The organism is Streptomyces arenae, assembly GCF_022343545.1.
Classification (GTDB): domain Bacteria; phylum Actinomycetota; class Actinomycetes; order Streptomycetales; family Streptomycetaceae; genus Streptomyces; species Streptomyces humi.
In genome coordinates, this window is sequence record NZ_JAKQYH010000087.1 from 253766 (window position 1) to 278529 (window position 24764).

25 protein-coding genes are annotated in these 24764 nt (G+C 71.5%); 18 read left to right on the plus strand and 7 right to left on the minus strand.

The window, feature by feature from the left end; genetic code table 11:
- Positions 1-4: 4 nt before the first annotated feature.
- Positions 5-1183, plus strand: coding sequence for an imidazolonepropionase (gene hutI / locus MB828_RS40455; protein ID WP_301652502.1), 1179 nt, complete (start codon positions 5-7; stop codon positions 1181-1183).
- A 1-nt stretch (position 1184) separates the two neighbouring features.
- Here the strand turns inward: hutI and MB828_RS40460 are convergent, their stop codons facing one another.
- Positions 1185-2681, minus strand: a complete 1497-nt coding sequence (locus MB828_RS40460; protein ID WP_301652503.1) for an RICIN domain-containing protein — start codon at positions 2679-2681, stop codon at positions 1185-1187.
- A 207-nt stretch (positions 2682-2888) separates the two neighbouring features.
- Complete coding sequence (locus MB828_RS40465; protein WP_207920932.1) at positions 2889-3776, minus strand: RNA polymerase sigma factor SigF; 888 nt, start codon at positions 3774-3776, stop codon at positions 2889-2891.
- A 303-nt stretch (positions 3777-4079) separates the two neighbouring features.
- Here MB828_RS40465 and MB828_RS40470 point away from each other — a divergent pair, with 303 nt between their 5' ends.
- From MB828_RS40470 to MB828_RS40495, 6 genes are all read left to right on the plus strand, one after another.
- Positions 4080-4466: an STAS domain-containing protein gene (locus MB828_RS40470; protein WP_133027847.1), complete on the plus strand. Its 387-nt coding sequence runs from the start codon at positions 4080-4082 to the stop codon at positions 4464-4466.
- A gap of 181 nt (positions 4467-4647) precedes the next feature.
- Entirely contained in the window at positions 4648-5166 is a 519-nt protein-coding gene (locus MB828_RS40475) for an ATP-binding protein (RefSeq protein ID WP_301652504.1), read from the plus strand.
- A 160-nt stretch (positions 5167-5326) separates the two neighbouring features.
- The gene (locus MB828_RS40480) at positions 5327-6058 is read left to right on the plus strand and encodes an LPXTG cell wall anchor domain-containing protein (protein ID WP_207920931.1); all 732 of its coding nucleotides are present in this window, start codon (positions 5327-5329) and stop codon (positions 6056-6058) included.
- Between the two features lie 29 nt (positions 6059-6087).
- Positions 6088-7053, plus strand: a complete 966-nt coding sequence (locus tag MB828_RS40485) for a hypothetical protein (RefSeq protein WP_301652505.1) — start codon at positions 6088-6090, stop codon at positions 7051-7053.
- Positions 7054-7085: 32 nt separating this feature from the next.
- Positions 7086-8102, plus strand: a complete 1017-nt coding sequence (locus tag MB828_RS40490) for a neocarzinostatin apoprotein domain-containing protein (protein WP_301652558.1) — start codon at positions 7086-7088, stop codon at positions 8100-8102.
- 2 nt (positions 8103-8104) lie between these two features.
- Complete coding sequence (locus MB828_RS40495) at positions 8105-9415, plus strand: hypothetical protein (protein WP_301652506.1); 1311 nt, start codon at positions 8105-8107, stop codon at positions 9413-9415.
- A gap of 110 nt (positions 9416-9525) precedes the next feature.
- Here the strand turns inward: MB828_RS40495 and MB828_RS40500 are convergent, their stop codons facing one another.
- Positions 9526-11022: an oligopeptide:H+ symporter gene (locus MB828_RS40500; RefSeq protein ID WP_301652507.1), complete on the minus strand. Its 1497-nt coding sequence runs from the start codon at positions 11020-11022 to the stop codon at positions 9526-9528.
- A gap of 491 nt (positions 11023-11513) precedes the next feature.
- Between MB828_RS40500 and MB828_RS40505 the strand changes: the two genes are divergently transcribed.
- Positions 11514-12191 carry a response regulator transcription factor gene (locus tag MB828_RS40505; protein WP_007382513.1) on the plus strand — a complete coding sequence of 226 codons (678 nt, stop codon included), beginning with the start codon at positions 11514-11516 and terminating at the stop codon, positions 12189-12191.
- A 99-nt stretch (positions 12192-12290) separates the two neighbouring features.
- Positions 12291-13565 carry an ATP-binding protein gene (locus tag MB828_RS40510; protein WP_133027842.1) on the plus strand — a complete coding sequence of 425 codons (1275 nt, stop codon included), beginning with the start codon at positions 12291-12293 and terminating at the stop codon, positions 13563-13565.
- Positions 13566-13574: 9 nt separating this feature from the next.
- Here the strand turns inward: MB828_RS40510 and MB828_RS40515 are convergent, their stop codons facing one another.
- Complete coding sequence (locus tag MB828_RS40515) at positions 13575-14078, minus strand: GtrA family protein (RefSeq protein ID WP_133027841.1); 504 nt, start codon at positions 14076-14078, stop codon at positions 13575-13577.
- Between the two features lie 207 nt (positions 14079-14285).
- Here MB828_RS40515 and MB828_RS40520 point away from each other — a divergent pair, with 207 nt between their 5' ends.
- Genes MB828_RS40520 through MB828_RS40530 form a run of 3 tightly spaced genes read left to right on the plus strand, consistent with a single transcriptional unit; the run spans position 14286 to position 17143 of the window.
- Complete coding sequence (locus MB828_RS40520; protein WP_301652508.1) at positions 14286-15425, plus strand: 5-(carboxyamino)imidazole ribonucleotide synthase; 1140 nt, start codon at positions 14286-14288, stop codon at positions 15423-15425.
- A gap of 20 nt (positions 15426-15445) precedes the next feature.
- Entirely contained in the window at positions 15446-15943 is a 498-nt protein-coding gene (gene purE, locus MB828_RS40525; protein ID WP_301652559.1) for a 5-(carboxyamino)imidazole ribonucleotide mutase, read from the plus strand.
- Positions 15944-15964: 21 nt separating this feature from the next.
- Positions 15965-17143: a dipeptidase gene (locus MB828_RS40530; protein WP_301652509.1), complete on the plus strand. Its 1179-nt coding sequence runs from the start codon at positions 15965-15967 to the stop codon at positions 17141-17143.
- Between the two features lie 40 nt (positions 17144-17183).
- Here MB828_RS40530 and MB828_RS40535 read toward each other — a convergent pair whose 3' ends face one another.
- Positions 17184-18317, minus strand: coding sequence for an alkene reductase (locus MB828_RS40535; RefSeq protein ID WP_301652510.1), 1134 nt, complete (start codon positions 18315-18317; stop codon positions 17184-17186).
- A gap of 58 nt (positions 18318-18375) precedes the next feature.
- Between MB828_RS40535 and MB828_RS40540 the strand changes: the two genes are divergently transcribed.
- Together MB828_RS40540 and MB828_RS40545 are read left to right on the plus strand one after the other, a co-directional pair.
- Entirely contained in the window at positions 18376-18735 is a 360-nt protein-coding gene (locus tag MB828_RS40540; RefSeq protein ID WP_301652511.1) for a MerR family transcriptional regulator, read from the plus strand.
- A gap of 109 nt (positions 18736-18844) precedes the next feature.
- Positions 18845-19984, plus strand: coding sequence for a dipeptidase (locus MB828_RS40545; protein ID WP_301652512.1), 1140 nt, complete (start codon positions 18845-18847; stop codon positions 19982-19984).
- A gap of 76 nt (positions 19985-20060) precedes the next feature.
- Here the strand turns inward: MB828_RS40545 and MB828_RS40550 are convergent, their stop codons facing one another.
- Positions 20061-21218 (minus strand): acyl-CoA dehydrogenase, encoded by a 1158-nt coding sequence (locus MB828_RS40550; RefSeq protein WP_301652513.1) that lies wholly within the window; start codon positions 21216-21218, stop codon positions 20061-20063.
- A 177-nt stretch (positions 21219-21395) separates the two neighbouring features.
- Between MB828_RS40550 and MB828_RS40555 the strand changes: the two genes are divergently transcribed.
- Positions 21396-22739, plus strand: a complete 1344-nt coding sequence (locus MB828_RS40555) for a UDP-glucose dehydrogenase family protein (protein ID WP_301652514.1) — start codon at positions 21396-21398, stop codon at positions 22737-22739.
- Positions 22740-22879: 140 nt separating this feature from the next.
- Here the strand turns inward: MB828_RS40555 and MB828_RS40560 are convergent, their stop codons facing one another.
- Positions 22880-23386: a CGNR zinc finger domain-containing protein gene (locus MB828_RS40560; protein ID WP_301652515.1), complete on the minus strand. Its 507-nt coding sequence runs from the start codon at positions 23384-23386 to the stop codon at positions 22880-22882.
- A gap of 115 nt (positions 23387-23501) precedes the next feature.
- Between MB828_RS40560 and MB828_RS40565 the strand changes: the two genes are divergently transcribed.
- The 3 genes from MB828_RS40565 (at position 23502) to MB828_RS40575 (ending at position 24753) form a co-directional block, all read left to right on the plus strand.
- Positions 23502-23867: a VOC family protein gene (locus MB828_RS40565; protein WP_301652516.1), complete on the plus strand. Its 366-nt coding sequence runs from the start codon at positions 23502-23504 to the stop codon at positions 23865-23867.
- Positions 23868-23895: 28 nt separating this feature from the next.
- Positions 23896-24285 (plus strand): VOC family protein, encoded by a 390-nt coding sequence (locus tag MB828_RS40570; protein WP_046730302.1) that lies wholly within the window; start codon positions 23896-23898, stop codon positions 24283-24285.
- A gap of 102 nt (positions 24286-24387) precedes the next feature.
- Positions 24388-24753 (plus strand): four-helix bundle copper-binding protein, encoded by a 366-nt coding sequence (locus tag MB828_RS40575; protein ID WP_133027830.1) that lies wholly within the window; start codon positions 24388-24390, stop codon positions 24751-24753.
- Positions 24754-24764 lie beyond the last annotated feature (11 nt).

Sequence of the window (24764 nt, forward strand, 5' to 3'; positions counted from 1 at the left end):
CACCATGAGCAGCAGCACCGCCATCACCCACATCGCCACGCTGGTCACCAACGACCCCTCCCTCGGCGACAACTCCCCTCTCGGACTGATCCAGGACGCGGCCGTCGTCATCGACGGCGACCGTGTCGTGTGGGCCGGTGAATCCAGCAAAGCACCCGCCACTGACAACCGGGTCGACGCGGGCGGCCGGACCGTGCTGCCGGGCTTCGTGGACTCCCACTCGCACCTGGTCTTCGCGGGCGACCGCACCCAGGAGTTCAACGCCCGTATGTCCGGCCGCTCCTACACCGCGGGCGGCATCCGGACGACGGTCGCGGCGACCCGTGCCGCCACGGACGGGGAACTGGAGCGCAACCTCACCCACTACCTCGCCGAGGCCCTCCGCCAGGGCACCACCACCTTCGAGACGAAGTCGGGCTACGGCCTGACGGTCGAGGACGAGGCGAGGGCCCTGCGCATCGCCGCCGCCCACACCGACGAGGTCACCTACCTGGGCGCCCACATCGTCCCCCCGGACCACGCCGACGACCCGGCCGCGTACGTCTCCCTGGTCACCGGCGAGATGCTGGACGCCTGCGCGCCGTACGCCCGCTGGATCGACGTCTTCTGCGAGAAGGGCGCCTTCGACGGCGACCAGGCCCGCGCGATCCTCACCGCGGGCCGGGCGAAGGGCCTCACCCCGCGCATCCACGCCAACCAGCTCTCCTACGGTCCGGGCGTGCAGCTGGCCGTGGAGCTGGACGCGGCGAGCGCCGACCACTGCACCCACCTGACGGACGCCGACGTCGACGCGCTGGCGAGCGGCAACACGGTCGCCACCCTCCTGCCGGGCGCCGAGTTCTCCACCCGGGCCGAGTGGCCGGACGCCCGCCGGCTCCTCGACGCGGGCGTGACCGTCGCCCTCTCCACGGACTGCAACCCCGGTTCGTCGTTCACCTCCTCCGTGCCCTTCTGCGTCGCCCTGGCCGTCCGGGACATGCGCATGACCCCCGACGAGGCGGTCTGGTCGGCCACGGCCGGCGGCGCGGCGGCCCTGCGCCGGGACGACATCGGCCGCCTGAGCCCCGGCGCCTACGCCGACCTGACCCTCCTGGACGCCCCGAGCCACGTCCACCTGGCCTACCGCCCGGGCGTTCCGCTGGTCAGCGGGGTGTGGCGGCGGGGCGAGCGGGTCGTCGGCTGAGTCAGCGGGCCCCCGCCCGCCAGTGCTGGTCCGTTTCGTTGTCGTCCGGGGCCAGGGCGAGCGCGTCGTCGCCGGCCGGGGTGAGGGCCGTCCCGATGGCGATGGCGGGGCGGATCTCGCCGTCCGGGTCCACGGTGAAGCGGAGGTTGTCGCCGTGGTCGCCGTCCACCGAGGAGCACTGCCAGATGCCGACGCCCTTGTCGACCGACCCCCGGCTGTCCAGGCAGAAGTCGGGATCCTCGGCGGACCGCAGGACCCCGCGGTCCGCGTCGACCCGCCAGCGCTGGGAGGCGGCGCCGGAGCAGGCGGCGGTGACGACGTCGGTGCCGTTGTCGAAGTCGGCGCCGAGGACGTCCAGGCAGCGTCCGGTCGCCGCGTTCACGACCTGCGCGGAGGAGCCGCCCGGCGGCCTGGGAGCGGGCGAGGCGGACGGAGCCGCCGAGGGGGACGGGGATCGGGTCGGGGACGGGCTGTGGGACGGGCGCGCGGGGGTGGAGGCGGGGGTGGGGGAGACGGTCGCCGTCGCCGTCACGGTCACCTGCGGGGTCGCGGGCGGCGGGGTCGGCCCCGTGCTCCGGACGGGTGCGGCCGGGCGGTCCAGGAGAAGCAGCAGCAGCGGTACGAGGGCCACGCCCAGGGCGGCCGAGGTGAGCAGGAGCCGGCGGCGGGCCGGGGGCCGACGGCCCGTGCGCGGGCCCGGCAGGGGCCCGGTGGCCGGCGCCGGCGCGCCGAGCTGACGTACGTACGCCGTCCCGCCCCAGGGCAGCAGCCCCTCCGCCAGCGCCTCGCGTGGGGCGTCCCGGAGCGCGCCGAGGTCCTCGAAAGCCGCCGTGCAGTGTGCGCAGTGGGCCATGTGCGCGTGCAGGTCGGCGCTGTGGCGGGGGTTCTCAGGACGGACCGCCTCCTCGATCAGACGGCGGAAGTCCGCGCAGCGCGGGTCGTCGGAGGCGGCCAGCCGGCCGCGGAGACAGGCCTGGGCCAGGGAGTGCAGCGCGGGCGGGACGCCGTACCGGACGTCCTCGGGAGTCACGCCGAGCAGGGCCGCGGTCCGGGCTTCCGGCTCCTCGTCCAGCACCCCGTACCAGAGCAGGCCCTGGGTGCGGGACGGAAGGGACCGGAACGCCGTGAGCAGCGGCGGGGCGGGCGGCTCGGCCCCGCCGGACGAGTTCAGGACCAGCAGGAAGGCGGGGTCCAGGGCGGCGGAGCGGTCGTCACGCGCCCACCGGGCCGCGAGCTCCGCGGTCAGCAGGAGCAGGTGGTGGCGCAGGGGTACGACCGGCTCGGCGCCGTGCGCGATGTCGCGGGCGGCGCCGGTGAGGGTCTGGGCGGTGAGCCGCCGGGCCGCCGCGTCACCGGTCGTGCAGTGCAGGGCGTACGCGAGGACCGCGGGCTGGTGACGGGCGCGGAGTTCCTGGAGAGCGGGGTACGCGGTGGCGCTGGGGGCGCGCAGCAGCTCGGTCAGGCGCGCGTCCGGGAGAGCAGGGTCGCCTGGTGTCATGCTCCGCCCCTTCGCGCCGCGTCCTTCCTGACGTACCGGCCAGTCTGGAGCGTGCGCGAGGACTGCGGGGCACCTTTGCCGAAAGTACTGAAAGTACTGAAAGCGCCGGAAGTACCTAAAGGACCGGAAGGGCCTAAGGGCCGGAAGGGTCGGAAAGTGCTGGGGCCGACGGCCGACCTGCGGCAGCCGGACGGCCGGCCCCCGCCCCTACTCCTCCACCGTCAGCGCCTTCCGCAGCTGGACCAGCGTCCGGGACAGCAGCCGGGACACGTGCATCTGGGAGATGCCGAGTTCCTCGCCGATCTCCGACTGGGTCAGGCCCGCCACGAAGCGCAGCGAGAGGATCCTGCGGTCCCTGGACGGGAGTTCGGCGATCAGCGGCTTGAGGGACTCGATGTACTCGACGCCCTCCAGGCCGTGGTCCTCGTAACCGATCCGGTCCGCCAGCGCGCCCTCGGAGTCGTCCTCGTCGGGCTGTGCGTCCAGGGAGGAGGCGGTGTACGCGTTGGAGGCCGCCATGCCCTCGACCACCTCGTCCCTCGAGATGCCGAGGCGGTCCGCGAGTTCCGCGACCGTGGGGGAGCGGTCCAGCTTCTGCGCCAGCTCGTCACCCGCCTTGGCGAGGTCCAGCCGGAGTTCCTGGAGGCGGCGCGGGACCCGTACCGACCACGACGTGTCGCGGAAGAAACGCTTGATCTCGCCGATGATGGTAGGCATCGCGAAAGTGGGGAACTCGACGCCGCGAGAGAGTTCGAAGCGGTCGATCGCCTTGATCAGGCCGATCGTGCCGACCTGGATGATGTCCTCCATGGGTTCGCTGCGGGAGCGGAACCGGGAGGCGGCGAACTTGACCAGCGCGAGGTTCAGTTCGACGAGTGTGTTGCGTACGTACGAGTACTCGTGGGTGCCTTCCTCCAGCGACTCCAGCCGCTCGAAGAGGGTCTTGGACAGGGCTCGCGCGTCGACCGCGTCGACCTCGTCGTACGGGGGGATCTCGGGAAGTTCCGCGATCAGTCCCTCGATGGCATCCAGTTGTTCCGGTGGGGGTGTCGACGTCGCCGTCCGGGTATGCGATGCGTCGAGCCGGGGTGACATGGTGTCCTCCATCGTTCTCGGCATAAGGCTGCCGAAGCCGTGCGTGCACTGCGGTGTGCGGCGCCTCCAAAGCCGGCCGTGTCGGTTTCGTGTCCGTACTAGGCCTACCCGCTCCGTCGAGCCCATCGCAAGTCCGTTCTATTACCATTTGTCCAGTTAGGAGCAGTTGTTCGGGTGTCGGAGTCCGTGGAGAAGGCGTAATGTTCGAGGGCGTCGCCAAGCCGTTCGGCGTACAACGGCGAGCATCGTCAGACATCGGTCAGACGGGGCAAAAGCGGTCACGACCTCGGGAGAGAGACGGCAATGGACCACGGGACGGTCGGCAGCGCACAGTCGGGCCGGCTTCTGGTGGAGGTACGGGAAGAGGGCTCCAGCGCCGTGGTGACTCCGGCGGGTGAGCTCGATCACCACACCGCCGATCTGTTGCGTGAGCCACTCGACGACCTCCTCGACAAAGGATTCTCACGCCTTGTGGTCGACTGCTCGCGCCTTGAGTTCTGCGACTCCACCGGGCTCAACGTGCTGCTCGGCACGAGGCTGCGCGCCGAGGCCGCCGGTGGCGGGGTGCACCTCGCCGCGATGCAGCCCGTCGTCGCCAGGGTGTTCGAGATCACCGGGGCCGAGGCGGTGTTCACCGTCCACGACTCCGTGGCGGCGGCTCTGGCCGGCGAGACCGGCGACGAAAGCTGAGTTCCGACCCGCCGTCCGGAACAGGGGGGTGTTCCCTCGGATCGGTCGGGCAGGAGTGATTCTGGATCTGTCGACGCCCGACCCGGCCAGGTCTGAGCGGATCGGGCAGGCGCAGACGTACGAAACTGCAACAACGCGAATTTTGAATCGTGAACCGGTGAAACGGTGAGGTGAAGCGCTGATGAGCACCACCCGGCCTTACCCGCCGGGCGACCGCGGCCCGGAGCCCAGCGGCGCTTCCGGGATGTCCGAGGCGGCGGCGTCCGACATGCCGCCCGCCTCGCCGGGGGGTCGTCAGGTCCGCAGAGTGCGCCTGGAAGGGGAGAGCGGGGTGGTGCCGCTCGCCCGCGACTTCACCCGTCAGGCGCTGTACGCGTGGGGCTGGCTACCGGCCGCCACCGCCGACCGCAGGGCCGCCGCGGAGGACGTGCTGCTCGTGGTGTCCGAGCTGGTCACCAACGCGTGCCTGCACGCCGAGGGGCCCGACGAGCTCTTCCTGTCCTGCGACAACAAGGTGATCCGGGTGGAGGTGTCGGACCGGGGCAACGGCCAGCCGGCGCCACGGACCCCGCACCGGGCCGGACGGCCGGGCGGGCACGGCATGTTCATCGTGCAGCGGCTCTGTCTGGACTGGGGGGTCGTCCGGACGCCGGGAGCGGCCGGCAAGACCGTCTGGGCCGAACTCGGGGCGCCCGCGTAACACGACTCGGGGCGCCCGCGTAACACGGCACGGGGCGCTCGCACTTCCGCCTCGCACGGGGCGCTCACACTTCCGCCACGCCCTTTCTCTTCCCTCCTCATGAGCCCCGGCGTACCTTGACGGCCCATCTGATGCGCCGTCAGGAATGAGGTGGACCGTCGTGCCGTCCTCCAAGCGAACCGCCGCGCTCGCGTCCGCCGCCGCGCTGGCCGGCTCGGCGGTACTGCTCGCCGCCCCGGCGGCGCACGCCACCGTCGTCGACGTCGACTACGCGTGCAAGACGCCGATCGGCGACAAGAGCGCCGTCTCCCCCATCGACATCAAGGGCGTCAAGAGCGGCAGCGGCTACAAGATCACGATGTCCTGGCAGAAGGGCGTCTCCTCCAGCCCCGTCGAACTCGGCAAGGGCGCGATGAGCCCGAGCGCCACCATCAAGCTGGGCGGCGCCGACAGCGGGACCATGAACGTGACCGGCTCGCCCAACCAGGCCGCGATCCCCGCCAACACGCCCATCAAGATCAATGACCTGAGCGGCACCTACACGCCGGAGAAGTCCGGCAAGGTGACCTTCACGCCGGGCACGCTCACCATCAAGGCGCTCGGTACGACGACGACGTGCAACCCCACCAACAGCCCCGGGCCGGCCCTGACCCTGGACGTGACGGCGTCGGGCGGCGGTTCGACCGGTTCGGGTTCATCGGGTTCATCCGGTTCGTCGAGTTCGGGCTCGTCGTCGTCCGGCGGCACCGGCACCGACTCCGGAGGGACCCTCCCGAAGACCGGACCCGAGGACTCCTTCGTCGCGCTCGGCACCCTCGGCGGCACCGTGCTGCTCGCGGGCGCGGCCGGCACCCTCTGGCTGACCCGGCGGAACCAGACCGCACGCCGCTGACCCGACGGGTCCGACCGCTGGAGCCGCCCATGCTGCCCGCGAAGTCAGCCGGCCCCGCCCGGCCGCCCCGGCCCACCGGATCACCCCGGTCCGCCGGTTCGCCCAGGGCCACCGGACCGGCCCGGTCCACCGGTTCGCCCCGGTTCGCGACGTCCGTCCGGTCCGTCGTCCAGGGGCTCGGGTTCGCCGCCCTCGTCCTGGTCGCCGCCGCCCCGCACGCGGTGGCCGCCGAGGGCTGGTCGGTCGTGCCCTCGGGCGGTGGCCGGCCGGCCTTCTACGCCGAGGGCGCCCCGGGGACCGTCCTCCAGGACACCGTGTCGGTGACCAACCCCGGCGGGCGCCCCCTGACGGTACGGCTGACCGGCACCGGGCTCCCCGTCACCCTCGCCGAGCCGAGCGTCCGCGTGCCCGCCCGCACGCGCGCCGACGTCCCCTTCACCGTGACCGTCCCGGTGGGCGCCGCCCCGGGCGACCGCACCGGGACCCTCGTCGCGAGGGACGCCGACGGCCGCACCGGCACCGTCCGCATCCGGCTGCGCGTCGGCGGCCCCGCCCTGAGCGCCCTGACCGTCGAACACCTCGCCGTCCACGGCGACCGCATCACCTACGAGCTGGTCAACCGCGGTACGACCGTGCTCGTACCGAAGATCGCGGTGCACGCCGACGGCATCCTCGGCCGGGTCCTGGTGAACCGTGCGCCGCGCACCCTCCCGGTCCGCCTCGCCCCCGGCACCCGCACCGGACTGAGCGAGCCCTGGCCCGGCCGGCCCGCCCTGGACGCCGTCGACGTCCGGCTGACGGCGACCGCGGCGGGCGGTGCGCACGCCACGGCGAGCACCCGGGCCCGCTTCGTGCCCCGGGGCGCGGTGGCGGGCACCGCGGGCGCGCTGACGGCGGCGGCCGCCGTGACCGTCGTACGACGGCGCGGGCGCCGCGTCGGCGCGGCGGCCCAACCCCTGCCCACGACGGACGAGTTGACGGGAGCGGCGAGGTGAGGGCGCGAGCGTTCCTGGTACTGGCGGCGGTGATGGTGCTGCTCGGGACCCCGTCGGCGGCGGCCGCGGCCGACGGGCCTGCCGTCACGGTCTCCAAGTCCGAGGCGGGCACCGGCGGTTCGATCACCGTGAGCGGCACCGGCTGGCGGCCGGGCACCCTGCTGATGCTGCTGATCTGCGGCCGGGCCACTCCCGCCCGAGGAGTGATCGGCGGCACCAACTCCTGCGCCAACGCCGACGGACGGGCCGTCACCACCGACGCGGACGGCCGGTTCAGCAAGCGGCTCCCGGTCGCCGAACCGCCGGTGCCCTGCCCCTGCGTCGTCCACGCGGCCACCGTGACCGGCGCCGGCGCCGACGCGGACGCCGTCTTCCAGGTCGCCGGGCACGCCGTGCAGCCGCTCCCAGCCGCGACCACCGGCGGCCGCCTGTCGATGCTCACCGACACCCGTCTCGACGGCTCCTCCGGCCTGCTGACCTGGTTCGGCGCACCCCCGTCCCGCACCCTCGTCTTCACCATCGGCAACGCGGGCACGACCACCCTCAAGGACCCCGTCTTCCAAGTGGGCACCGCACACGGCGTGTTCGCCCCCCAGTGGGACGAGCAGCAGTGGCGCGGCAGCCTCGCGCCCGGCAGGAAGGCGAAGATCGAACTGCCCGTCGAACTCTCCGCCGGGGCGCACGGCGACTACACCGTCTCCCTGAAGTACGACGGCAAGGTCCTCGCCGAACAGCCCTGGGGCGTCGGCCGCCCCTGGGGCGTGACCCTGTTCTGGCTGCTGCTCTGCGTGGTCGTACCGGCCGCTGTCTTCCGTGTCGGCATGGCCGTGGTGGACCGGGTGCGGCCGGCCCGCGGCCACCGGGGCACGCGCCGCCCGGCCTTCCGCGTCCCCCGCCTCCGCGCGCCCGCCCCCGCGCCCGCTACGACCTCGACCCTGCCGTGGTTCACCCCGGACGACGATCCGGGCACCGCGGCCGGCCGGCTCTCCGCACCGCACGACGACAGCCCGACGAGTCCCACGACTCCCACCACGAAAGGACCCACGTGATCATGCGAAGGAGAGTGACACCGGTCAGAGCGGGTGCGGCGGCGGCCGCGCTGGTCCTCGGCGGGGCGGGCGTCCTGCTCGGCGCGGCCGCCGGCACCGCCCAGGCCGCCGAGGTGTCGTACGCCACCCACTGCGTACCGCCCGCCGGGGTCGCCGACCCGATCGACGGGACCACCAAGGTCGACATCACCGCGCCCGCCACCGCGAAGGTCGGCGACACGGTCGACATCACCTGGAAGTTCGTGCAGGCCGCGTCCAAGAACCCGGACATCATCGACCTGCCCGCCGACTCGGTCCAGCCGTCCGGCACCCTCAAGGCGGCCGGTGCCCAGAGCGCCGACATCGCGATGCAGGGGCCGCGCAAGAACCCGGCGATCCCGAAGGGCGGCGACATGGTGCTGTCCGACATGACGGGCACCCTGAAACTGACGTCACCCGGCGAGGTGACGCTCACCCCGGACGCGTACACGGTCAACGCGTACGGCACGAACACCGTGTGCACACCGACGGGGACGGTGGCGAAGGCCGCGACGATCGAGGTGAGCGGGACCGGTTCCACGGGTTCGGCGAGCCCCACGGACACCACGTCCGCCTCCGCCTCGCCCTCAGGCTCGGCGAGCCCCTCCGACTCGGCGTCCGCGTCCGCGTCGGCGTCGTCGTCGGCCTCCGCGTCCCCCTCCGACGGCACGGGCGGCCAGACCGACTTCACGGGCAAGGAGGTCGAGATCCCCTACGCCTGCAAGACGCCCATCGGCGACAAGAACGCGACCTCACCGGTGCAGATCAACGCCAAGAAGGACGGCGGCGGTTTCGACCTCACCGTGCGGTTCAACGGGTCCGTGATGGACAGCCCGGCCGACATCCCCGCGGACTCGGTGAAGCCGTCGATGGAGGTGGTCCTGGGCGGCGCCGACAAGGGCACGGTCCATGTGGAGGGCCCCACCAACTCCTCCGCGATCAAGTCCGGCGACCCCATCGACATCCCGGACCTGACGGGCACGTACAAGCCGGGGGCGAGCGGGACGTCGACGCTGTCGCCGGGCGTCCTGACGGTCAAGGCCCTCGGTACGACGACCACGTGCATCCCGACGAAGACCGAGGTCTCGCTGACCCTGGACACCACGCAGCAGGCGAGCGGGGCGTCGGGCAGCACGACGACCTCCGGCGGCTCGTCGTCGTCGGGCAGCGGCGGCCTGGCCGAGACCGGCGACAGCACCAATGGCGCACTGAAGGCGCTGGGTCTGGTGGCGGGAACGGCGATCCTGCTGGGCGGCGCGGTGTTCACCTTCATGCCAAAACGAAGGACGCGATGAGAAACCCAGGGGCGCGGGGAACTGCGCGCTCAGCCCCCACAAACCGTTAGCCGAAAACGCAAGAGGGCCACCGGAATCCAAAATCCCGGTGGCCCTCTCTCAGAAGACGATCAGTGAACGTCGCCCATGAGCTCGCGGACCTTCTTCCGGTACATCCACACGGCCGCACCGGCGACCACGGCGAGCACCGCCTGAAGCGCCACGATCCCCGTCTTGTTCAGGTCGACACCGGCGATGGACAGCAGCCCGGTCGTCGCGTCACCCGCGGTCACCGCGAGGAACCACACACCCATCATCTGGGACGCGTACTTCGCCGGAGCCATCTTCGTCGTCACGGACAGACCCACCGGGGACAGCATCAGCTCACCCACGGTCTGCACGAAGTAGATCCCGACCAGCCACATCGCCGCGGCCTTGTGACCGCCGTCGGCGATCGACAGCGGCGCCAGGAACAGGAAGAACGACGCACCGATCAGCACCAGACCACCGGCGAACTTCACGGCCGTGCTCGGCTCCTTGCCGCGCCGCGCCATCGCCAGCCACGCCCAGGCGAAGACCGGCGCGAACGCCATGATCATGACCGGGTTGACGGACTGGTACCAGGAGACCGGGAAGTTCCAGCCGAAGATCGTGTTCTTCGCGGAGGCGTCGGCGAACAGGGAGACGGTCGAGCCACCCTGGTCGTAGATCATCCAGAAGACGGCCGCGGCCACGAAGAACCAGATGTACGCGCTCATCTTGCCCTGCTCGGCGCGGTCCAGGTCCTTGTCCCGCTTGATGCGGGCGATGACGACGACCGGGATCAGCAGACCGGCGACCGTGATCGGCACCAGCAGCCAGTTCAGCGTGTAGACGCCGGAGACACCCACGACGACGTAGAAGACCGCGGCGACGGCGGCCCAGAAACCGGCCTTCGTCAGCGTCGCCTTCTTCTCCGCGGCGGACAGCGGGGTCGGGACGATGTCCGAACGCGAGCTCAGGTGGCGGGTGCCGAGCAGGAACTGGGCGAGACCCAGCGCCATGCCGACCGCGGCCAGCGCGAAGCCGAGGTGCCAGTTGTAGTTCTCGCCGACGGTCCCGATGACCAGCGGCGCGGCGAACGCGCCCAGGTTGATGCCGATGTAGAAGAGCGTGAAGCCACCGTCACGGCGCGGGTCGTCCGGCCCCTCGTACAGGTGGCCGACCATCGTGGAGATGTTGGCCTTCAGCAGACCGGAGCCGATCGCCACCAGGCCGAGGCCCGCGAAGAACGTGCCGGAGCTGGGCAGCGCCAGCGTCAGGTGGCCGAGCATGATGACCGTGCCCGCGACGGCGACCGTCTTGCGGGGACCGAGGACACGGTCGGCGAACCAGCCGCCCGGCAGGGCGAGCAGGTACACGAGCGACAGGTACACCGAGTAGATCGCCGTCGCCGTGGCCGCGCTCATGTGCAGGCCGCCGGGAGCGACCAGGTACAGCGGGAGCAGAGCCTTCATGCCGTAGTAGGAGAAGCGCTCCCACATCTCGGTCATGAAGAGGGTGGCCAGTCCGCGGGGGTGGCCGAAGAAGGTCTTCTCGGAACCGGGGGTGCCCGGTCGGACCGAGTCCTTCGTCAGGCTGGACGCCATGGTCGTTCCTTGCTGGTCGGAGCACGCGGTGGGGCTCTGCGCACCCGTGGGGGGATCGGCCGGCACCGGCGGGTCCGCCCGTCCACCCCACGCCCGGGGGGAGTCCGCTCCGGGTCGCGGAGCGGCGGACGGCGACCACCGGGATCCACGCCCCGCGACGCCGTGTCGCGTCCGGGGCCCGGCCAGAGGTCATTCCTTTCAAGGCTGACGGAGGTCAGCCCGCACACAAAAGAGACCTTCAGGGTGAGATGCCCACCAAAGGTCCCCAGGTGCACTACAGGCGTTCACGTCACTGTACGTCAGGACACTGCCGGATATGGAAGGACTTGAGACACGGATCACAGGTGTCGAGGGAACCTCAGGACCGGTTTCGAAGGTCCCTTCTACGATCGCACCCCTCGCCCACAGGTTCGTACCACTGTGCCCCAAGGTAAGAATCCCTCGTGCCGATCACACTCCTGTACTGCGCGTGAGCGGACTACCATCACCTCATGACCCGTGTACTGCTCGCCGAGGACGACGCGTCCATCTCGGAGCCGCTGGCCCGCGCCCTGCGCCGGGAAGGTTACGAGGTCGAGGTGCGCGAGGACGGACCGACCGCACTCGACGCCGGAATGCAGGGCGGCATCGACCTGGTCGTGCTGGACCTCGGGCTGCCCGGCATGGACGGCCTCGAGGTCGCGCGCCGGCTGCGGGCCGAGGGCCACGCCGTGCCGATCCTCATCCTGACCGCGCGGGCCGACGAGGTGGACACCGTCGTCGGCCTCGACGCGGGTGCCGACGACTACGTCACCAAGCCGTTCCGGCTCGCCGAACTGCTCGCCCGGGTACGGGCGCTGCTCCGGCGCGGGGCCGCGGAGCCCGCGCAGCCGCCGGCCACGCACGGCGTGCGGATCGACGTCGAGTCGCACCGGGCGTGGATGGGTGACGAGGAACTCCAGCTCACGGCGAAGGAGTTCGACCTGCTGCGGGTGCTGGTGCGGGACGCCGGACGGGTGGTCACGCGGGACCAGTTGATGCGGGAGGTCTGGGACACGACCTGGTGGTCGTCGACCAAGACGCTCGACATGCACATCTCCTGGCTGCGGAAGAAGCTCGGCGACGACGCGGCGAACCCGCGGTACATCGCCACCGTGCGTGGTGTCGGGTTCCGTTTCGAGAAGAGCTAGGTCGGCTACGCGCGTCGCGCCGTGGCTGACTGATGCGGTGTGCGCATACGTCCAGCGCTCTTTTCGGGGCGCTGATGTGGCCGTTTCCCGGAGAGTGCCGTGCGTCGTCGTCTGATCCAGTCCACCCTCGCCGTCGTGCTCGTCGTCATCGCCGTGTTCGGGGTCTCCCTCGTGATCGTCGAGTCGCGGACCATCAGCAACAGCGCCCAGGAACGCGTCGACTCCGAGGCGCTGCGGCTCGCCAGCATCGTGGACAGCCGGATCCTCGGGGACGAGGACGTCACCGCCGACATACTGCGCAGCCAGGTCTCCAAGGAGCAGTACGCCGTCATCCGGATCCCGGGGAAGCCGGTGATCGAGCTCGGGACGAAGCCCGAGGGTGACGTCATCCACTACACCGCCGACGGTGAGGAAGGCGAGACGGTCACCGTCCAGGAGCCGCGCTCCACGGTGACCCGGGAGGTCGGCCGTACGCTGCTGATCATCGGGGCGGTGGCGCTGCTCGCCGTGATCGCCGCCGTGCTGCTCGCCATCCGGCAGGCCAACCGGCTCGCCTCCCCGCTCACCGACCTCGCGGAGACCGCCGAACGGCTCGGGTCCGGTGATCCGCGCCCGCGGCACAAGCGGTACGGCGTCCCCGAGCTGGACCGGGTCGCCGACGTCCTGGACTCCTCCGCCGAGCGGATCGGGCGGATGCTCACCGCCGAGCGGCGGCTCGCCGCCGACGCCTCCCACCAGCTGCGCACCCCGCTGACCGCGCTGTCCATGCGCCTGGAGGAGATCACCCTCACGGACGACCCGGACATCGTGAAGGAGGAGGCGAACGTGGCACTCACACAGGTGGAGCGGCTGACGGACGTCGTCGAGCGGCTGCTCACGAACTCCCGCGACCCGCGCACCGGCTCCGCCGTCTCCTTCGACCTGGACGAGGTCATCCAGCAGCAGCTCGCCGAGTGGCGGCCCGCCTACCGCGGTGTGGGCCGGGCCATCGTCAGCTCCGGCAAACGGCACCTGCGGGCCGTCGGCACACCGGGCGCGGTGGCGCAGGTGCTGGCCGCGCTGATCGAGAACTCGCTGATGCACGGCGGCGGCACAGTCGCGCTGCGCACCCGGGTCACCGGCAACCAGGCCGTGGTCGAGGTGACCGACGAGGGCAGCGGGGTGCCCGCCGACCTCGGCAACCGGATCTTCGAGCGGACCATCAGCGGCCGTAACTCCACCGGGATCGGGCTGGCCGTCGCCCGTGACCTCGCCGAGGCCGACGGCGGCCGGCTGGAGCTGCTCCAGGCCCAGCCCCCGGTCTTCGGCCTGTTCCTGTCCCGGACCCCGCCGCAGCACAAGCCGGCGGGCGGGGACCACCCCACGGTCCGCTAGGGCACCGCGTCAGCGGACCCGCTGCCTCGGCTTCTCCGAGTCGGCGGCCCGCTCCAGGATGGCCTCCGCGTCCGCGACCGCCTCCCGGGCCGGCAGCGTCTTGAACACCCAGCTGCGGTACGACCAGAAACGGAACAGCGTCGCCACACCGATGCCGACGAACTTGAAGACGTTGCTCTGCAGCGGGCTGTCCCAGCCGAAGCCGTAGGTCGCCAGGTACAGCAGACCGTTCTCGATCACCAGGCCGACCGCGCTGAACAGCAGGAACAGGCTGAGTTCCCGGGTGCGGCCACCCTTGTCACGGTCCCGGTACGTCCAGTAGCGGAACCCCAGGTAGTTGAAGACGATGGCGACGACGGTGGCTATCACGCTCGCGCGCACCACGGGCAGGTCGGTGACGTGGCGGACCAGGTTGAAGACACCGAGGTTGACGAGAATCCCGGCACCGCCGACGGCGCCGAACTTGGCGACCTCTCGTACGAGCCGTTGCAGCCCCGAGGAACCACGTTCCATGGTTGTGCGGGCTCCCGTCCGTAGGTATTGGCGACCCAGCCATGCTAACGACCCCGGGTGTTCCCTGCCTGTGGATGGCGACACAGGTCGGGAACGGCTTGGAAAGAAGACCGGAAAACCGGGGCAAGAGGCAACGAAGCGACAGGTAAGAGCGCTGGTCGAGGGTGTGGAATCCGGCCACCTCGGCGCGGCCGATACCCTGGGGGCGTGACGTTCCCGGTAGTCGGCATGGTCGGCGGGGGTCAGCTCGCGCGTATGACGCACGAGGCGGGCATCCCGCTGGGCATCAGGTTCAAGCTCCTCAGTGACACTCCTCAGGACTCGGCAGCCCAGGTGGTGAGCGATGTCGTCATCGGCGACTACCGCGACCTGGACACGCTGCGCGAGTTCGCGCGCGGCTGCGACGTGATCACCTTCGATCACGAGCACGTCCCCACCGAGCATCTGCGGGCCCTGGAGGCGGACGGCATCCCCGTGCGCCCCGGCCCCGACGCGCTGGTGCACGCCCAGGACAAGGGCGTGATGCGGGCGAAGCTCACCGAGATCGGTGTGCCGTGCCCGCGGCACCGCATCGTGACCGACGCGGAGGACGTGGTCCGGTTCGCGGCCGAGGGCGACGGCTTCCCCGTCGTCCTGAAGACCGTGCGCGGCGGCTACGACGGCAAGGGCGTGTGGGTCGTGGAGACGGCCGAGGAGGCCACCGACCCCTTCCGGGCCGGCGTGCCGGTCCTCGCCGAGGAGAAGGTCGACTACGTCCGCGAGCTCGCCGCCAACGTCGTACGCTCCCCGCACGGCCAGGCCGTCGCCTACCCGGTCGTCGAGTCCCAGCAGGTGAACGGCGTCTGCGACACCGTGATCGCACCCGCCCCCGGCCTGGACGAGGACCTCGCCCTGCGGGCCGAGGAGATGGCCCTGCGGATCGCCAAGGAACTCGGCGTCGTCGGTCACCTGGCCGTCGAGCTGTTCCAGACCCGCGACGGCCGCATCCTCGTCAACGAACTGGCGATGCGCCCCCACAACTCCGGCCACTGGACCCAGGACGGCGCGATCACCTCGCAGTTCGCCAACCACGTCCGCGCGGTCCTGGACCTGCCCCTGGGCGACCCGCGCCCGCGCGCCAAGTGGACCGTCATGGTCAACGTCCTGGGCGGCGACTACCCCGACATGTACTCCGCGTACCTGCACTGCATGGCCCGCGACCCCAAACTGAAGATCCACATGTACGGCAAGGACGTGAAGCCCGGCCGCAAGGTCGGCCACGTCAACACCTACGGCGACGACCTGGACGACGTTCTCGACCGCGCACGTCACGCTGCCGGCTACCTGAGAGGCACGATCACCGAATGAGCCCCGTTGTTGGCATCGTGATGGGTTCGGACTCCGACTGGCCCGTCATGGAGGCGGCCGCCAAGGCCCTGGACGAGTTCGAGATCGAGTACGAGGTCGACGTCGTCTCCGCGCACCGGATGCCGCGCGAGATGATCACCTACGGCGAGCAGGCCGCCGACCGCGGGCTGAAGGCGATCATCGCCGGCGCCGGGGGAGCGGCCCACCTGCCGGGCATGCTCGCCTCGGTCACGCCCCTCCCGGTCATCGGCGTCCCGGTCCCGCTGAAGTACCTCGACGGCATGGACTCCCTGCTCTCCATCGTGCAGATGCCGGCCGGCGTCCCGGTCGCCACGGTCTCCGTCGCCGGCGCCCGCAACGCGGGCCTGCTGGCCGCCCGGATCCTCGCCACGCACGACGAGGACCTCCTCCAGCGGATGCGCGAGTTCCAGCAGGACCTCAACGACCAGGCCACCGAGAAGGGCAAGCGCCTGCGGTCCAAGGTCGAGGGTCCGACCGGCTTCGGCTTCGGCAAGTAGGACTCCGGGAAGCAATACGCAATGACCTCTATCGACGAAGCCCGGTCCCTGCTGCGCGAGTTCCCGGTCGTCGACGGCCACAACGACCTGCCGTACGCACTGCGCGAGCAGGTCCGCTACGACCTCGACGCCCGCGACATCGCCACGCACCAGAACGCGCATCTGCACACCGACATCCCGCGGCTGCGCGAGGGCGGGGTCGGCGCGCAGTACTGGTCGGTGTACGTCCGCTCGGACCTGCCGGGCGCGGTCCCGGCGACCCTCGAACAGATCGACTGCGTACGGCAGTTGATCGCCCGCTACCCGTCCGACCTGCGGGCCGCGCTGACCGCCGCGGACATGGAGGCGGCGCGCGCGGAAGGCCGTATCGCCTCCCTCATGGGCGCGGAGGGCGGCCACTCCATCGACAACTCGCTGGGCACCCTGCGCGGTCTGTTCGAACTGGGTGTGCGCTACATGACGCTCACCCACAACGACAACAACGACTGGGCGGACTCGGCGACGGACGAGCCGAAGGTCGGCGGTCTGTCCGCCTTCGGCCGCGAGGTCGTCCGGGAGATGAACCGCCTGGGCATGCTGGTGGACCTGTCCCACGTCGCGGCCACGACCATGCGCGCGGCCCTGGACACCACCACCGCCCCGGTGATCTTCTCCCACTCCTCCTCCCGGGCCGTCTGCGACCACCCCCGCAACATCCCGGACGACGTCCTCGAACGCCTGCCCGCCAACGGCGGCATGGCGATGGTGACGTTCGTGCCGAAGTTCGTGCTCCAGGCGGCGGTCGACTGGACGGCGGCGGCCGACGACAACATGCGCGCCCACGGCTTCCACCACCTCGACACCACCGAGGAGGCGATGAAGATCCACCGCGCCTTCGAGGAGAGCCACCCCCGCCCGGTCGCCACCACCGCCACGGTCGCCGACCACCTCGACCACATGCGCGAGGTCGCCGGCATCGACCACCTCGGCATCGGCGGCGACTACGACGGCACGGCCTTCACCCCCGACGGCCTGAACGACGTCTCGGGCTACCCCAACCTCCTCGCGGAACTCCTCGACCGAGGCTGGTCCAAGCCCGACCTGGCCAAGCTGACCTGGCAGAACGCGGTACGAGTGCTCGGCGCGGCGGAAGACGTGTCCCGCGACCTCCGGACCACCCGGGCGGCGTCGAACGCCACGATCGAGTCGCTGGACGGCTGACCCCTGCCCCCCGCCCCCGGCGCGGCCTCGGCCGGACCGCTCAGACGGCCCCGGGCAGGCCCGCGGGATCCGGAGCGGCCCGGTGGGGTCGCCGGGCCGGCAGGGTCGGGTAGTCCGTGTAGCCGAGCGGGCCGCCCACGTACATGAAGTAGCGGTCGCGCACCGGGTTGAGGGGTGCGGCCAGCCGTAGCCGGGTGACCAGGTCCGGGTTGGCGAGGAACGGACGGCCCAGGGCGACCAGGTCCGCTCCGGCGGCCCGGAGCCGGCCGGCGGCCTCGGTGACCTCCTCCGTGGTGAGGTCGTGCAGGACCGGGTTGGCGATCAGCGTGCCGGTCCAGCCGGCGCGCAGGCGCTGGAACAGCGGGGCGTCCGGGTCGGCGTGCACGAGATGGAGGTACGCCGGCCCGAGGCCGTCCAGCCGCTCGGCGAGTGCCGGGTACAGGGCCTCGGTGTCGGTCTCCGCGATGCCGTTGACCGTGTTGCCGGGCGAGATCCGCACGCCCACCCGGTCCGCTCCGACCTCGGCGGCCACCGCCTCCACCACCTCCACCGTGAAGCGGACGCGCCCGGCGACCGAGCCGCCGTACCCGTCCGTGCGCCGGTTGGTGTTGCCGGCGAGGAACTGGTGCAGCAGATGGCCGTTGGCCGAGTGCACCTCGACGCCCTCGAAGCCGGCGTCGAGCGCCCGGCGGGCGGCGGCCGCGAAGTCGGCGATCGTCGACTCGATCCCCGCCCGGCTCAGCTCCCGCGGCACCACGGCCGGGCGGTGTCCCCCAGGAGTGAAGACCGTCTCCGGCAGCGGGACCGGCGAGGGTGCCACCGGGGTCAGTCCGGTGGTCGCCGGATGGCTCACCCGGCCGCCGTGCTGGAGCTGGAGGAACATCCGCCCGCCGGCCGCCCGGACCGCGTCCGTGACCCGCCGCCAGCCCGCCACGTGCCGGTCGCTGTGGATCGCGGTGATGTTCGGGTACGTCTGCCCGACGGCGTTGGGCGTGGCCGCCTCCGCGACGATCAGACCGGCCGCGGCACGCTGGGCGTAGTAGGTGACCATGAGGTCGGTCGGGGTGCCGTCGGCCTCCGCGCGGTTGCGGGTGAGCGGGGCCATCACGAGACGGTTGGGGAGTTCGAGCCGGCCGAGCCGGGCCGGTGCCAGGAGGTCCGTTGTCCGCGTCATGGCCGTAACGTAGAACCTGACATCAGTGTCAGAATCAAGTCCTTCCTGGGGGGCCGGCATGCGGATCGGGGAACTGGCCGGACGCACCGCGGTGAGCGAGCGGTCGCTGCGCTACTACGAGGAGCAGGGGCTGCTGACGGCCGAGCGGACGCCCGGCGGGCACCGGGACTATCCGGAGACGGCCGTCGACCGGGTCGTACGCATCCAGGAGCTGTACGCGGCCGGGCTGCACAGCGCCCGGATCAGGGAGCTGCTGCCCTGCATGCGGGACCGGGACGGCGGGCCGTCGGCCGTCGCCACCCCCAGGCTGGTCGACGACCTGACCGCCGAACGCGACCGGATCGACCGTCTCATCGCCGACCTGGTGCGGTCCCGGGACACCCTGGACGAGGTCATCCGGGCCGCCGGGGAGGGCTGACCCGGGATACCCCCGAACGCCCCGTCCACCAGGAACCCTCCCGGCCGGGCGTGCGACCGTGGACTACAGCCCCTTCACGACGTAGCTCACGACGACGTACGGAGCCCCCATGGCCGACCTCCAGAACGACGTCCCCGCCACGACCGAGGTCGGTCAGGGCGACTGGCTCCCGGACGATCCCTTCCCCGCGGAGCGCGACGTCCCCGCGGAGTCCGGCTTCCCCGCGGAGTCCGGCTTCCCCGCGGAGTCCGGCGGCGAGCTCCTGGAGCGGGCCCACGCCCTGCTGGCCGAACACCCGGTCGCGGACGGCTACAGCGGCCTGCCGCGGGCGCTCGGGCCGCTGCCCTGGTACGACCTGGAACTGGGCGAGACCGCCGTGGACACCGACGTCCCGCGGCTGCGCGAAGGGCACGTCGGCGCACTGTTCTGGTCGTTGCAGGTACCGGCGGGCGACCGGGCCGTGGGTGCCACGCTGGAGCAGCTGGACCTGGCACGCCGGGTGGTCGAGGCACATCCGGAGGGGCTGCGGATGGTGCGCACCGCCGGCCAGATCATCGACGCCCGGCACTGCGGCCGGGTCGCCGTGGTGCTGGGCCCGGCCTCCGCCGCAGCCGTCGACGACTCCCTCGGCATCCTGCGCGTCCTGCACTCCCTCGGCCTGCGGGTGCTCTCGCTCGCCGGTGCCGCCTGGGCGGGCGCGGACGGGCTGACGAGGTTCGGCGAGGAGGTGGTGCGGGAGATGAACCGGCTCGGCGTGCTCGCCGACCTGACCGGCGCCCCGGAGGCCACCCTCGCCCGGGTGCTCGCCCTCTCCAAGACACCGGTCCTGTGCACCCGCTCCGCGGCCGCGGCGGTACGACCGCACCCCGCCAACCTCTCCGACGAGACGCTCGTGCTGCTGGGGGAGCACCGGGGGCTGTGCATGGTGCCGCTGACCGCCGACCAGACCGGGCCGACCGTCCCGGACGTCGCCGACCACCTCGACCACGTCCGCGTGGTCGCCGGCCCCGAGTGCGTCGCCCTGTCCGGCACCTACGACTCGGGCGCCGCCCACCCCCGCGACCTCGCCGACACCTCCTGCTACCCGCGCCTGATCGCCGAACTCCTCCAACGCGGCTGGTCCGAGACCGAGCTGTCCCTGCTGACCTGGGGGAACGTCCAGCGGGCCCTGCGCAGCGCCGACTTCACCGCCCGCGCCACCCAGCACCGCCGCGAACCGAACCAGCCCCGCCCGACCGAAACGGAGTGACCGGCCGGCGGCAGGGCGGAACGACGGAAAGGCGCCCCGCGGGGCGCCTTTCCAGAGGTCCTGAACACCCTTGCCGTTACGGCAGGTTGCGCGCCATGACGATGCGCTGGACCTGGTTGGTGCCTTCATAGATCTGGGTGATCTTCGCATCGCGCATCATGCGCTCGACCGGGTAGTCACGGGTGTAGCCGTAGCCGCCGAGGAGCTGGACGGCGTCCGTGGTGACCTCCATGGCGACGTCCGAGGCGAAGCACTTGGCCGCCGCGCCCTGGAAGGTGAGGTCGGCGTCGCCGCGCTCGGAGGCCGCCGCGGCCTGGTAGGTGAGGGCGCGGGCCGCGGCGATCTTCATGGCCATGTCGGCGAGCATGAACTGGATGCCCTGGAAGTCGGCGATCGGCTTGCCGAACTGCTTGCGCTCCTGGACGTAGCCCTTGGCGTAGTCGAGGGCGCCCTGGGCGACACCGAGCGCCTGGGCGGCGATGGTGATCCGGGTGTGGTCCAGGGTCTTCATCGCGGTGGCGAAGCCGGTGCCCTCGTCGCCGATCATGCGGTCGGCGGGGATGCGGACGTTGTCGAAGTAGACCTCGCGGGTCGGCGAGCCCTTGATGCCGAGCTTCTTCTCCGGGGCGCCGAAGGAGACGCCCTCGTCCGCCTTCTCCACGACGAAGGCGGAGATGCCCTTCGAGCGCTTCGAGGGGTCCGTCACGGCCATCACCGTGTAGTAGTCGGAGACGCCCGCGTTGGTGATCCAGCGCTTCACGCCGTTGAGGACGTAGTGGTCGCCGTCGCGGACCGCCTTCGTCTTCATGCCGGCCGCGTCGGAGCCCGCGTCCGGCTCGGAGAGGCAGTAGGAGAACATCCCGTCGCCCTTGGCGAGCGGGGTGAGGTACTTCTTCTTCAGCTCCTCGCCGCCGGACAGGATCACCGGGAGCGAGCCCAGCTTGTTCACGGCGGGGATGAGGGAGGAGGACACGCAGGCGCGGGCCACCTCCTCGATCACGATGACCGTGGCCAGCGCGTCGGCGCCGGAGCCGCCGTACTCCTCGGGGACGTGCACGGCGTGCAGGTCGTTGGCGACCAGGGCGTCCAGCGCCTCCTGCGGGAAGCGTGCCTCCTCGTCCACCGCGGCGGCGTACGGGGCGATCTTCGCCTCGACCAGCGCACGGACGACGTCACGGAGCATGTCGTGCTCCTCGGACGGGCGGTACAGGTCGAAGTCAGCCGATCCGGCCAAGGTGTCTCACTCCAGACGCAGTGGTGCTGACGCTAATTACTGTTAAGTAACTCAAAGTTTAGAACGCGGCCCACGGATAGGTCACGTGAGCTTGGCGACAGCGGGAAAGTTGCCCGGAACACGGCCCGGTTATGCTCGGGCCGCAGCCCGCACCCCCGTCCCCGAGCTGGAGCATTCATGAGCCTCAAGATCACTGTGATCGGCACCGGCTATCTCGGCGCCACCCACGCCGCGGCCATGGCCGAGCTGGGCTTCGAGGTGCTCGGGCTGGACGTGGTGCCCGAGAAGATCGCGATGCTGGAGCGCGGCGAGACCCCGATGTACGAGCCGGGCCTCGACGAGCTGCTGCGCCGGCACGTGGCCGGCTTCGAGGGTTCCAGCGGGCGGCTGCGCTTCACCACCGACTGGGCCGAGGTCGGCGCCTTCGGAGACGTCCACTTCGTCTGTGTGAACACCCCGCAGAAGCACGGCGAGTACGCCTGCGACATGTCGTACGTCGACTCCGCGATCGCGTCGCTGGCCCCGCATCTCACCGGGCCCGCGCTGGTGGTCGGCAAGTCGACGGTGCCGGTCGGTTCGGCGGACCGGCTGGCCGCGTACCTGGCCGAGAACGCGCCCGCGGGCGCCGATGCCGAGCTGGCCTGGAACCCGGAGTTCCTGCGTGAGGGCTTCGCCGTCCAGGACACCCTGCACCCGGACCGGATCGTGGTCGGGATCCGGAGCGAGCGGGCCGAGAAGCTGCTGCGCGAGGTGTACGCGACGCCGGTGGGCGAGGGCACGCCGTTCGTCGTGACCGACTTCCCGACCGCCGAGCTGGTGAAGACCTCGGCGAACTCCTTCCTCGCCACGAAGATCTCCTTCATCAACGCGATGGCGGAGGTGTGCGAGGCCGCGGGCGGTGACGTGGTGAAGCTGGCGGAGGCGATCGGGTACGACGACCGGATCGGGAAGAAGTTCCTGCGGGCCGGGATCGGGTTCGGCGGCGGCTGTCTGCCGAAGGACATCCGGGCGTTCATGGCGCGGGCCGGTGAGCTCGGCGCCGACCAGGCGCTCACCTTCCTGCGCGAGATCGACTCCATCAACATGCGGCGCCGCGGGCAGATGGTCGAAATGGCCCGGGAGGCGCTGGGCGGCGGGTCGTTCCTCGGCAAGCGGGTCGCGGTGCTCGGCGCGACGTTCAAGCCGGACTCGGACGACGTACGGGACTCGCCCGCGCTGAACGTGGCCGGGCAGATCCACCTCCAGGGCGGACAGGTCACGGTGTACGACCCGAAGGGGATGGCGAACGCGCGGAAGCTGTTCCCGACGCTCGGCTACGCGGAGACCGCGGTGGAGGCCGTGCGGGGGGCGCATGTCGTGCTGCACCTGACGGAGTGGCGGGAGTTCCGGGAGCTGGATCCGGCGGTGCTGGGTGAGGTGGCCGCGGAGAAGGTGATCCTCGACGGGCGGAACGCGCTGGATCCCGAGGTCTGGCGGCGGGTCGGGTGGACGTATCGAGCCATGGGGCGTCCGACCGCCTGAACCCGAGGGCGCTTCACGGATCTGGACGCGCTTCCCGGAACCAGGTGACACCGGTTCGGCCGAGGCTCAGTCGGCCGAACCGGTGTCTTGTTGCATTCTGCACCACGCGACTCAGGCGTGAGCGGTGAACGGCCTGTGCGTTACCGGTCCTTGGCACGGTAACGGCGCATCTTCGCGCGGGCCCCGCACACCTGCATCGAGCACCAGCGGCCGCGGCCGGCCGGGCTGCGGTCGTAGTACGCCCAGTGGCAGGTGTCGTCCTCGCAGGCCTTGAGGCGCGTCCAGGTGCCCTCGACCAGGGCGGTGGCGACGGCCGCGGCCACGCGGGAGACAAGGGGGGCCGCGTCCACGGGGGCCAGGGTCGCCGAGCCGTCGGCGGGATCCACGGCGAGCTGGAGGGGAGCGTCGGCCAGCAGGTCGCCCAGCGGGGTGACCTCGCGGTGCGGCGGGTGGCCGGCGTGCGCGAGGAGGGTGGCGCGCAGGGACTCGCGCAGGGTGCGGGCGGACGGGAGGCCGGCCTCCGTGATGCCGAGGCGCGCCCGGCCCTCCGGCGTGTCCAGCGCGTCGGCGCCCGACTCCAGGTCGAGCGTGTTCACCAGGGCCTCGACCAGGGCCAGGCCGCCCGGCGCGGGCGATCTCCCGCTCATAGCTGCACGCCACCTCCGCAATCCGCTTGCGACGTTACCTCCACTGCGGGAGCATGCGGTAACCGTTACTGGTTACCCGGCCTGTACAGGTAACTCGGACCACGAGGAGGAAGTCATGGCTCTCGCCAAGCTCGGTGTCGTCGTCCTGGACTGTCCCGACCCGGCCGCGCTCGCCGGTTTCTACGCCGGGATGCTGGGCGGCACCGTCGAAGGGGACGGGGACGGCGACTGGGTGGACCTGAAGGTGCCCGGCGGGCAGGCGCTGGCGTTCCAGAAGGCGCCCGGGTTCGTACCGCCGAAGTGGCCCACCCCCGACGACTCCCAGCAGTTCCACCTGGACCTGCTGGTGGACGACCTGGACACGGCCGAGAAGGGGATCCTGGAGCTGGGCGCCAAGCCGCTGGACGCCACGGACCGGACCCGCACCTTCCGGGTGTACGCCGATCCGGCGGGGCACCCGTTCTGCCTCTGCGCCTGCTGAGGGAAGACCGCCGAGAGAGGGAGGACCCATGGCGTCCGTCGCCCGTCTGCGCAACGTAGTGATCGACTGTCCCGACCCGAGCGCGCTGGCCGGCTTCTACGCGGCCGTGGCCGGCGGCACCCTGGTGGCCGAGGAGGACGACTGGGTCGTCCTGAGGCTGCCGGACGGACTGCGGCTCGGCTTCCAGCTGGCGGAGGGGTACACACCGCCCCAGTGGCCGCGGGCCGACCGCGACTCCCAGCAGTTCCACCTCGACTTCGACGCGGGCCCGACGTGGGAGGACGTGGACGCGGCCGAGAAGCAGGTGCTGGCGCTGGGCGCCCGGCTGCTGAGGCGTGAAGAGGACCCCGTCGCCGAGGACTTCCGGGTGTACGCCGACCCGGCGGGACATCCGTTCTGCCTCTGCCGGATCGACTGACCGGCTCCAATGGCACGGTCGGATGGCACTACCGCCCGGTCGGGCTTAGGACGGGAACTACACGGGGACCCCCCGGACCCCTCTCCCTTCCCTGGAGGAGCCATGACCCAGACCGGACCCATGACGGCCATGTCCAAGCAGATGCAGGAGTGCGTCAACATGTGCATGGCCACTCACACGATGTGCGAGGAGGCCATGAGCTCCTGCATGTCCATGGAGGGCGGCCAGGCCCACATGCGGATCATGCGCGCGCTGATGGACTGCTCCGAGATGACCCGGATGTGCGCCGACATGATGATGCGGCGCTCACCCCTGTCCGCGGAGATGTGCATGATGTGCGCCAAGGCGTGCGACATGTGCGCAGAGGCGTGTATGACCATGCCGGACGACCCGCAGATGAAGCGCTGCGCGGAGCAGTGTCGCCGCTGCGCCGAGATGTGCCGCTCGATGTCCGGTGTCGCGATGTGACACGGCGCTGA

Excerpts from the sequence above, each read along its gene's own strand:
- hutI (WP_301652502.1), top strand. The coding sequence starts at position 5 with ATGAGCAGCAGCACCGCCATCACCCACATCGCCACGCTGGTCACCAAC.
- MB828_RS40460 (WP_301652503.1), bottom strand. The coding sequence starts at position 2,681 with ATGACACCAGGCGACCCTGCTCTCCCGGACGCGCGCCTGACCGAGCTG.
- MB828_RS40465 (WP_207920932.1), bottom strand. The coding sequence starts at position 3,776 with ATGTCACCCCGGCTCGACGCATCGCATACCCGGACGGCGACGTCGACA.
- MB828_RS40470 (WP_133027847.1), top strand. The coding sequence starts at position 4,080 with ATGGACCACGGGACGGTCGGCAGCGCACAGTCGGGCCGGCTTCTGGTG.
- MB828_RS40475 (WP_301652504.1), top strand. The coding sequence starts at position 4,648 with ATGAGCACCACCCGGCCTTACCCGCCGGGCGACCGCGGCCCGGAGCCC.
- MB828_RS40485 (WP_301652505.1), top strand. The coding sequence starts at position 6,088 with ATGCTGCCCGCGAAGTCAGCCGGCCCCGCCCGGCCGCCCCGGCCCACC.
- MB828_RS40490 (WP_301652558.1), top strand. The coding sequence starts at position 7,086 with ATGGTGCTGCTCGGGACCCCGTCGGCGGCGGCCGCGGCCGACGGGCCT.
- MB828_RS40495 (WP_301652506.1), top strand. The coding sequence starts at position 8,105 with ATGCGAAGGAGAGTGACACCGGTCAGAGCGGGTGCGGCGGCGGCCGCG.
- MB828_RS40500 (WP_301652507.1), bottom strand. The coding sequence starts at position 11,022 with ATGGCGTCCAGCCTGACGAAGGACTCGGTCCGACCGGGCACCCCCGGT.
- MB828_RS40505 (WP_007382513.1), top strand. The coding sequence starts at position 11,514 with ATGACCCGTGTACTGCTCGCCGAGGACGACGCGTCCATCTCGGAGCCG.
- MB828_RS40515 (WP_133027841.1), bottom strand. The coding sequence starts at position 14,078 with ATGGAACGTGGTTCCTCGGGGCTGCAACGGCTCGTACGAGAGGTCGCC.
- purE (WP_301652559.1), top strand. The coding sequence starts at position 15,446 with ATGGGTTCGGACTCCGACTGGCCCGTCATGGAGGCGGCCGCCAAGGCC.
- MB828_RS40530 (WP_301652509.1), top strand. The coding sequence starts at position 15,965 with ATGACCTCTATCGACGAAGCCCGGTCCCTGCTGCGCGAGTTCCCGGTC.
- MB828_RS40535 (WP_301652510.1), bottom strand. The coding sequence starts at position 18,317 with ATGACGCGGACAACGGACCTCCTGGCACCGGCCCGGCTCGGCCGGCTC.
- MB828_RS40540 (WP_301652511.1), top strand. The coding sequence starts at position 18,376 with ATGCGGATCGGGGAACTGGCCGGACGCACCGCGGTGAGCGAGCGGTCG.
- MB828_RS40545 (WP_301652512.1), top strand. The coding sequence starts at position 18,845 with ATGGCCGACCTCCAGAACGACGTCCCCGCCACGACCGAGGTCGGTCAG.
- MB828_RS40555 (WP_301652514.1), top strand. The coding sequence starts at position 21,396 with ATGAGCCTCAAGATCACTGTGATCGGCACCGGCTATCTCGGCGCCACC.
- MB828_RS40560 (WP_301652515.1), bottom strand. The coding sequence starts at position 23,386 with ATGAGCGGGAGATCGCCCGCGCCGGGCGGCCTGGCCCTGGTCGAGGCC.
- MB828_RS40565 (WP_301652516.1), top strand. The coding sequence starts at position 23,502 with ATGGCTCTCGCCAAGCTCGGTGTCGTCGTCCTGGACTGTCCCGACCCG.
- MB828_RS40570 (WP_046730302.1), top strand. The coding sequence starts at position 23,896 with ATGGCGTCCGTCGCCCGTCTGCGCAACGTAGTGATCGACTGTCCCGAC.
- MB828_RS40575 (WP_133027830.1), top strand. The coding sequence starts at position 24,388 with ATGACCCAGACCGGACCCATGACGGCCATGTCCAAGCAGATGCAGGAG.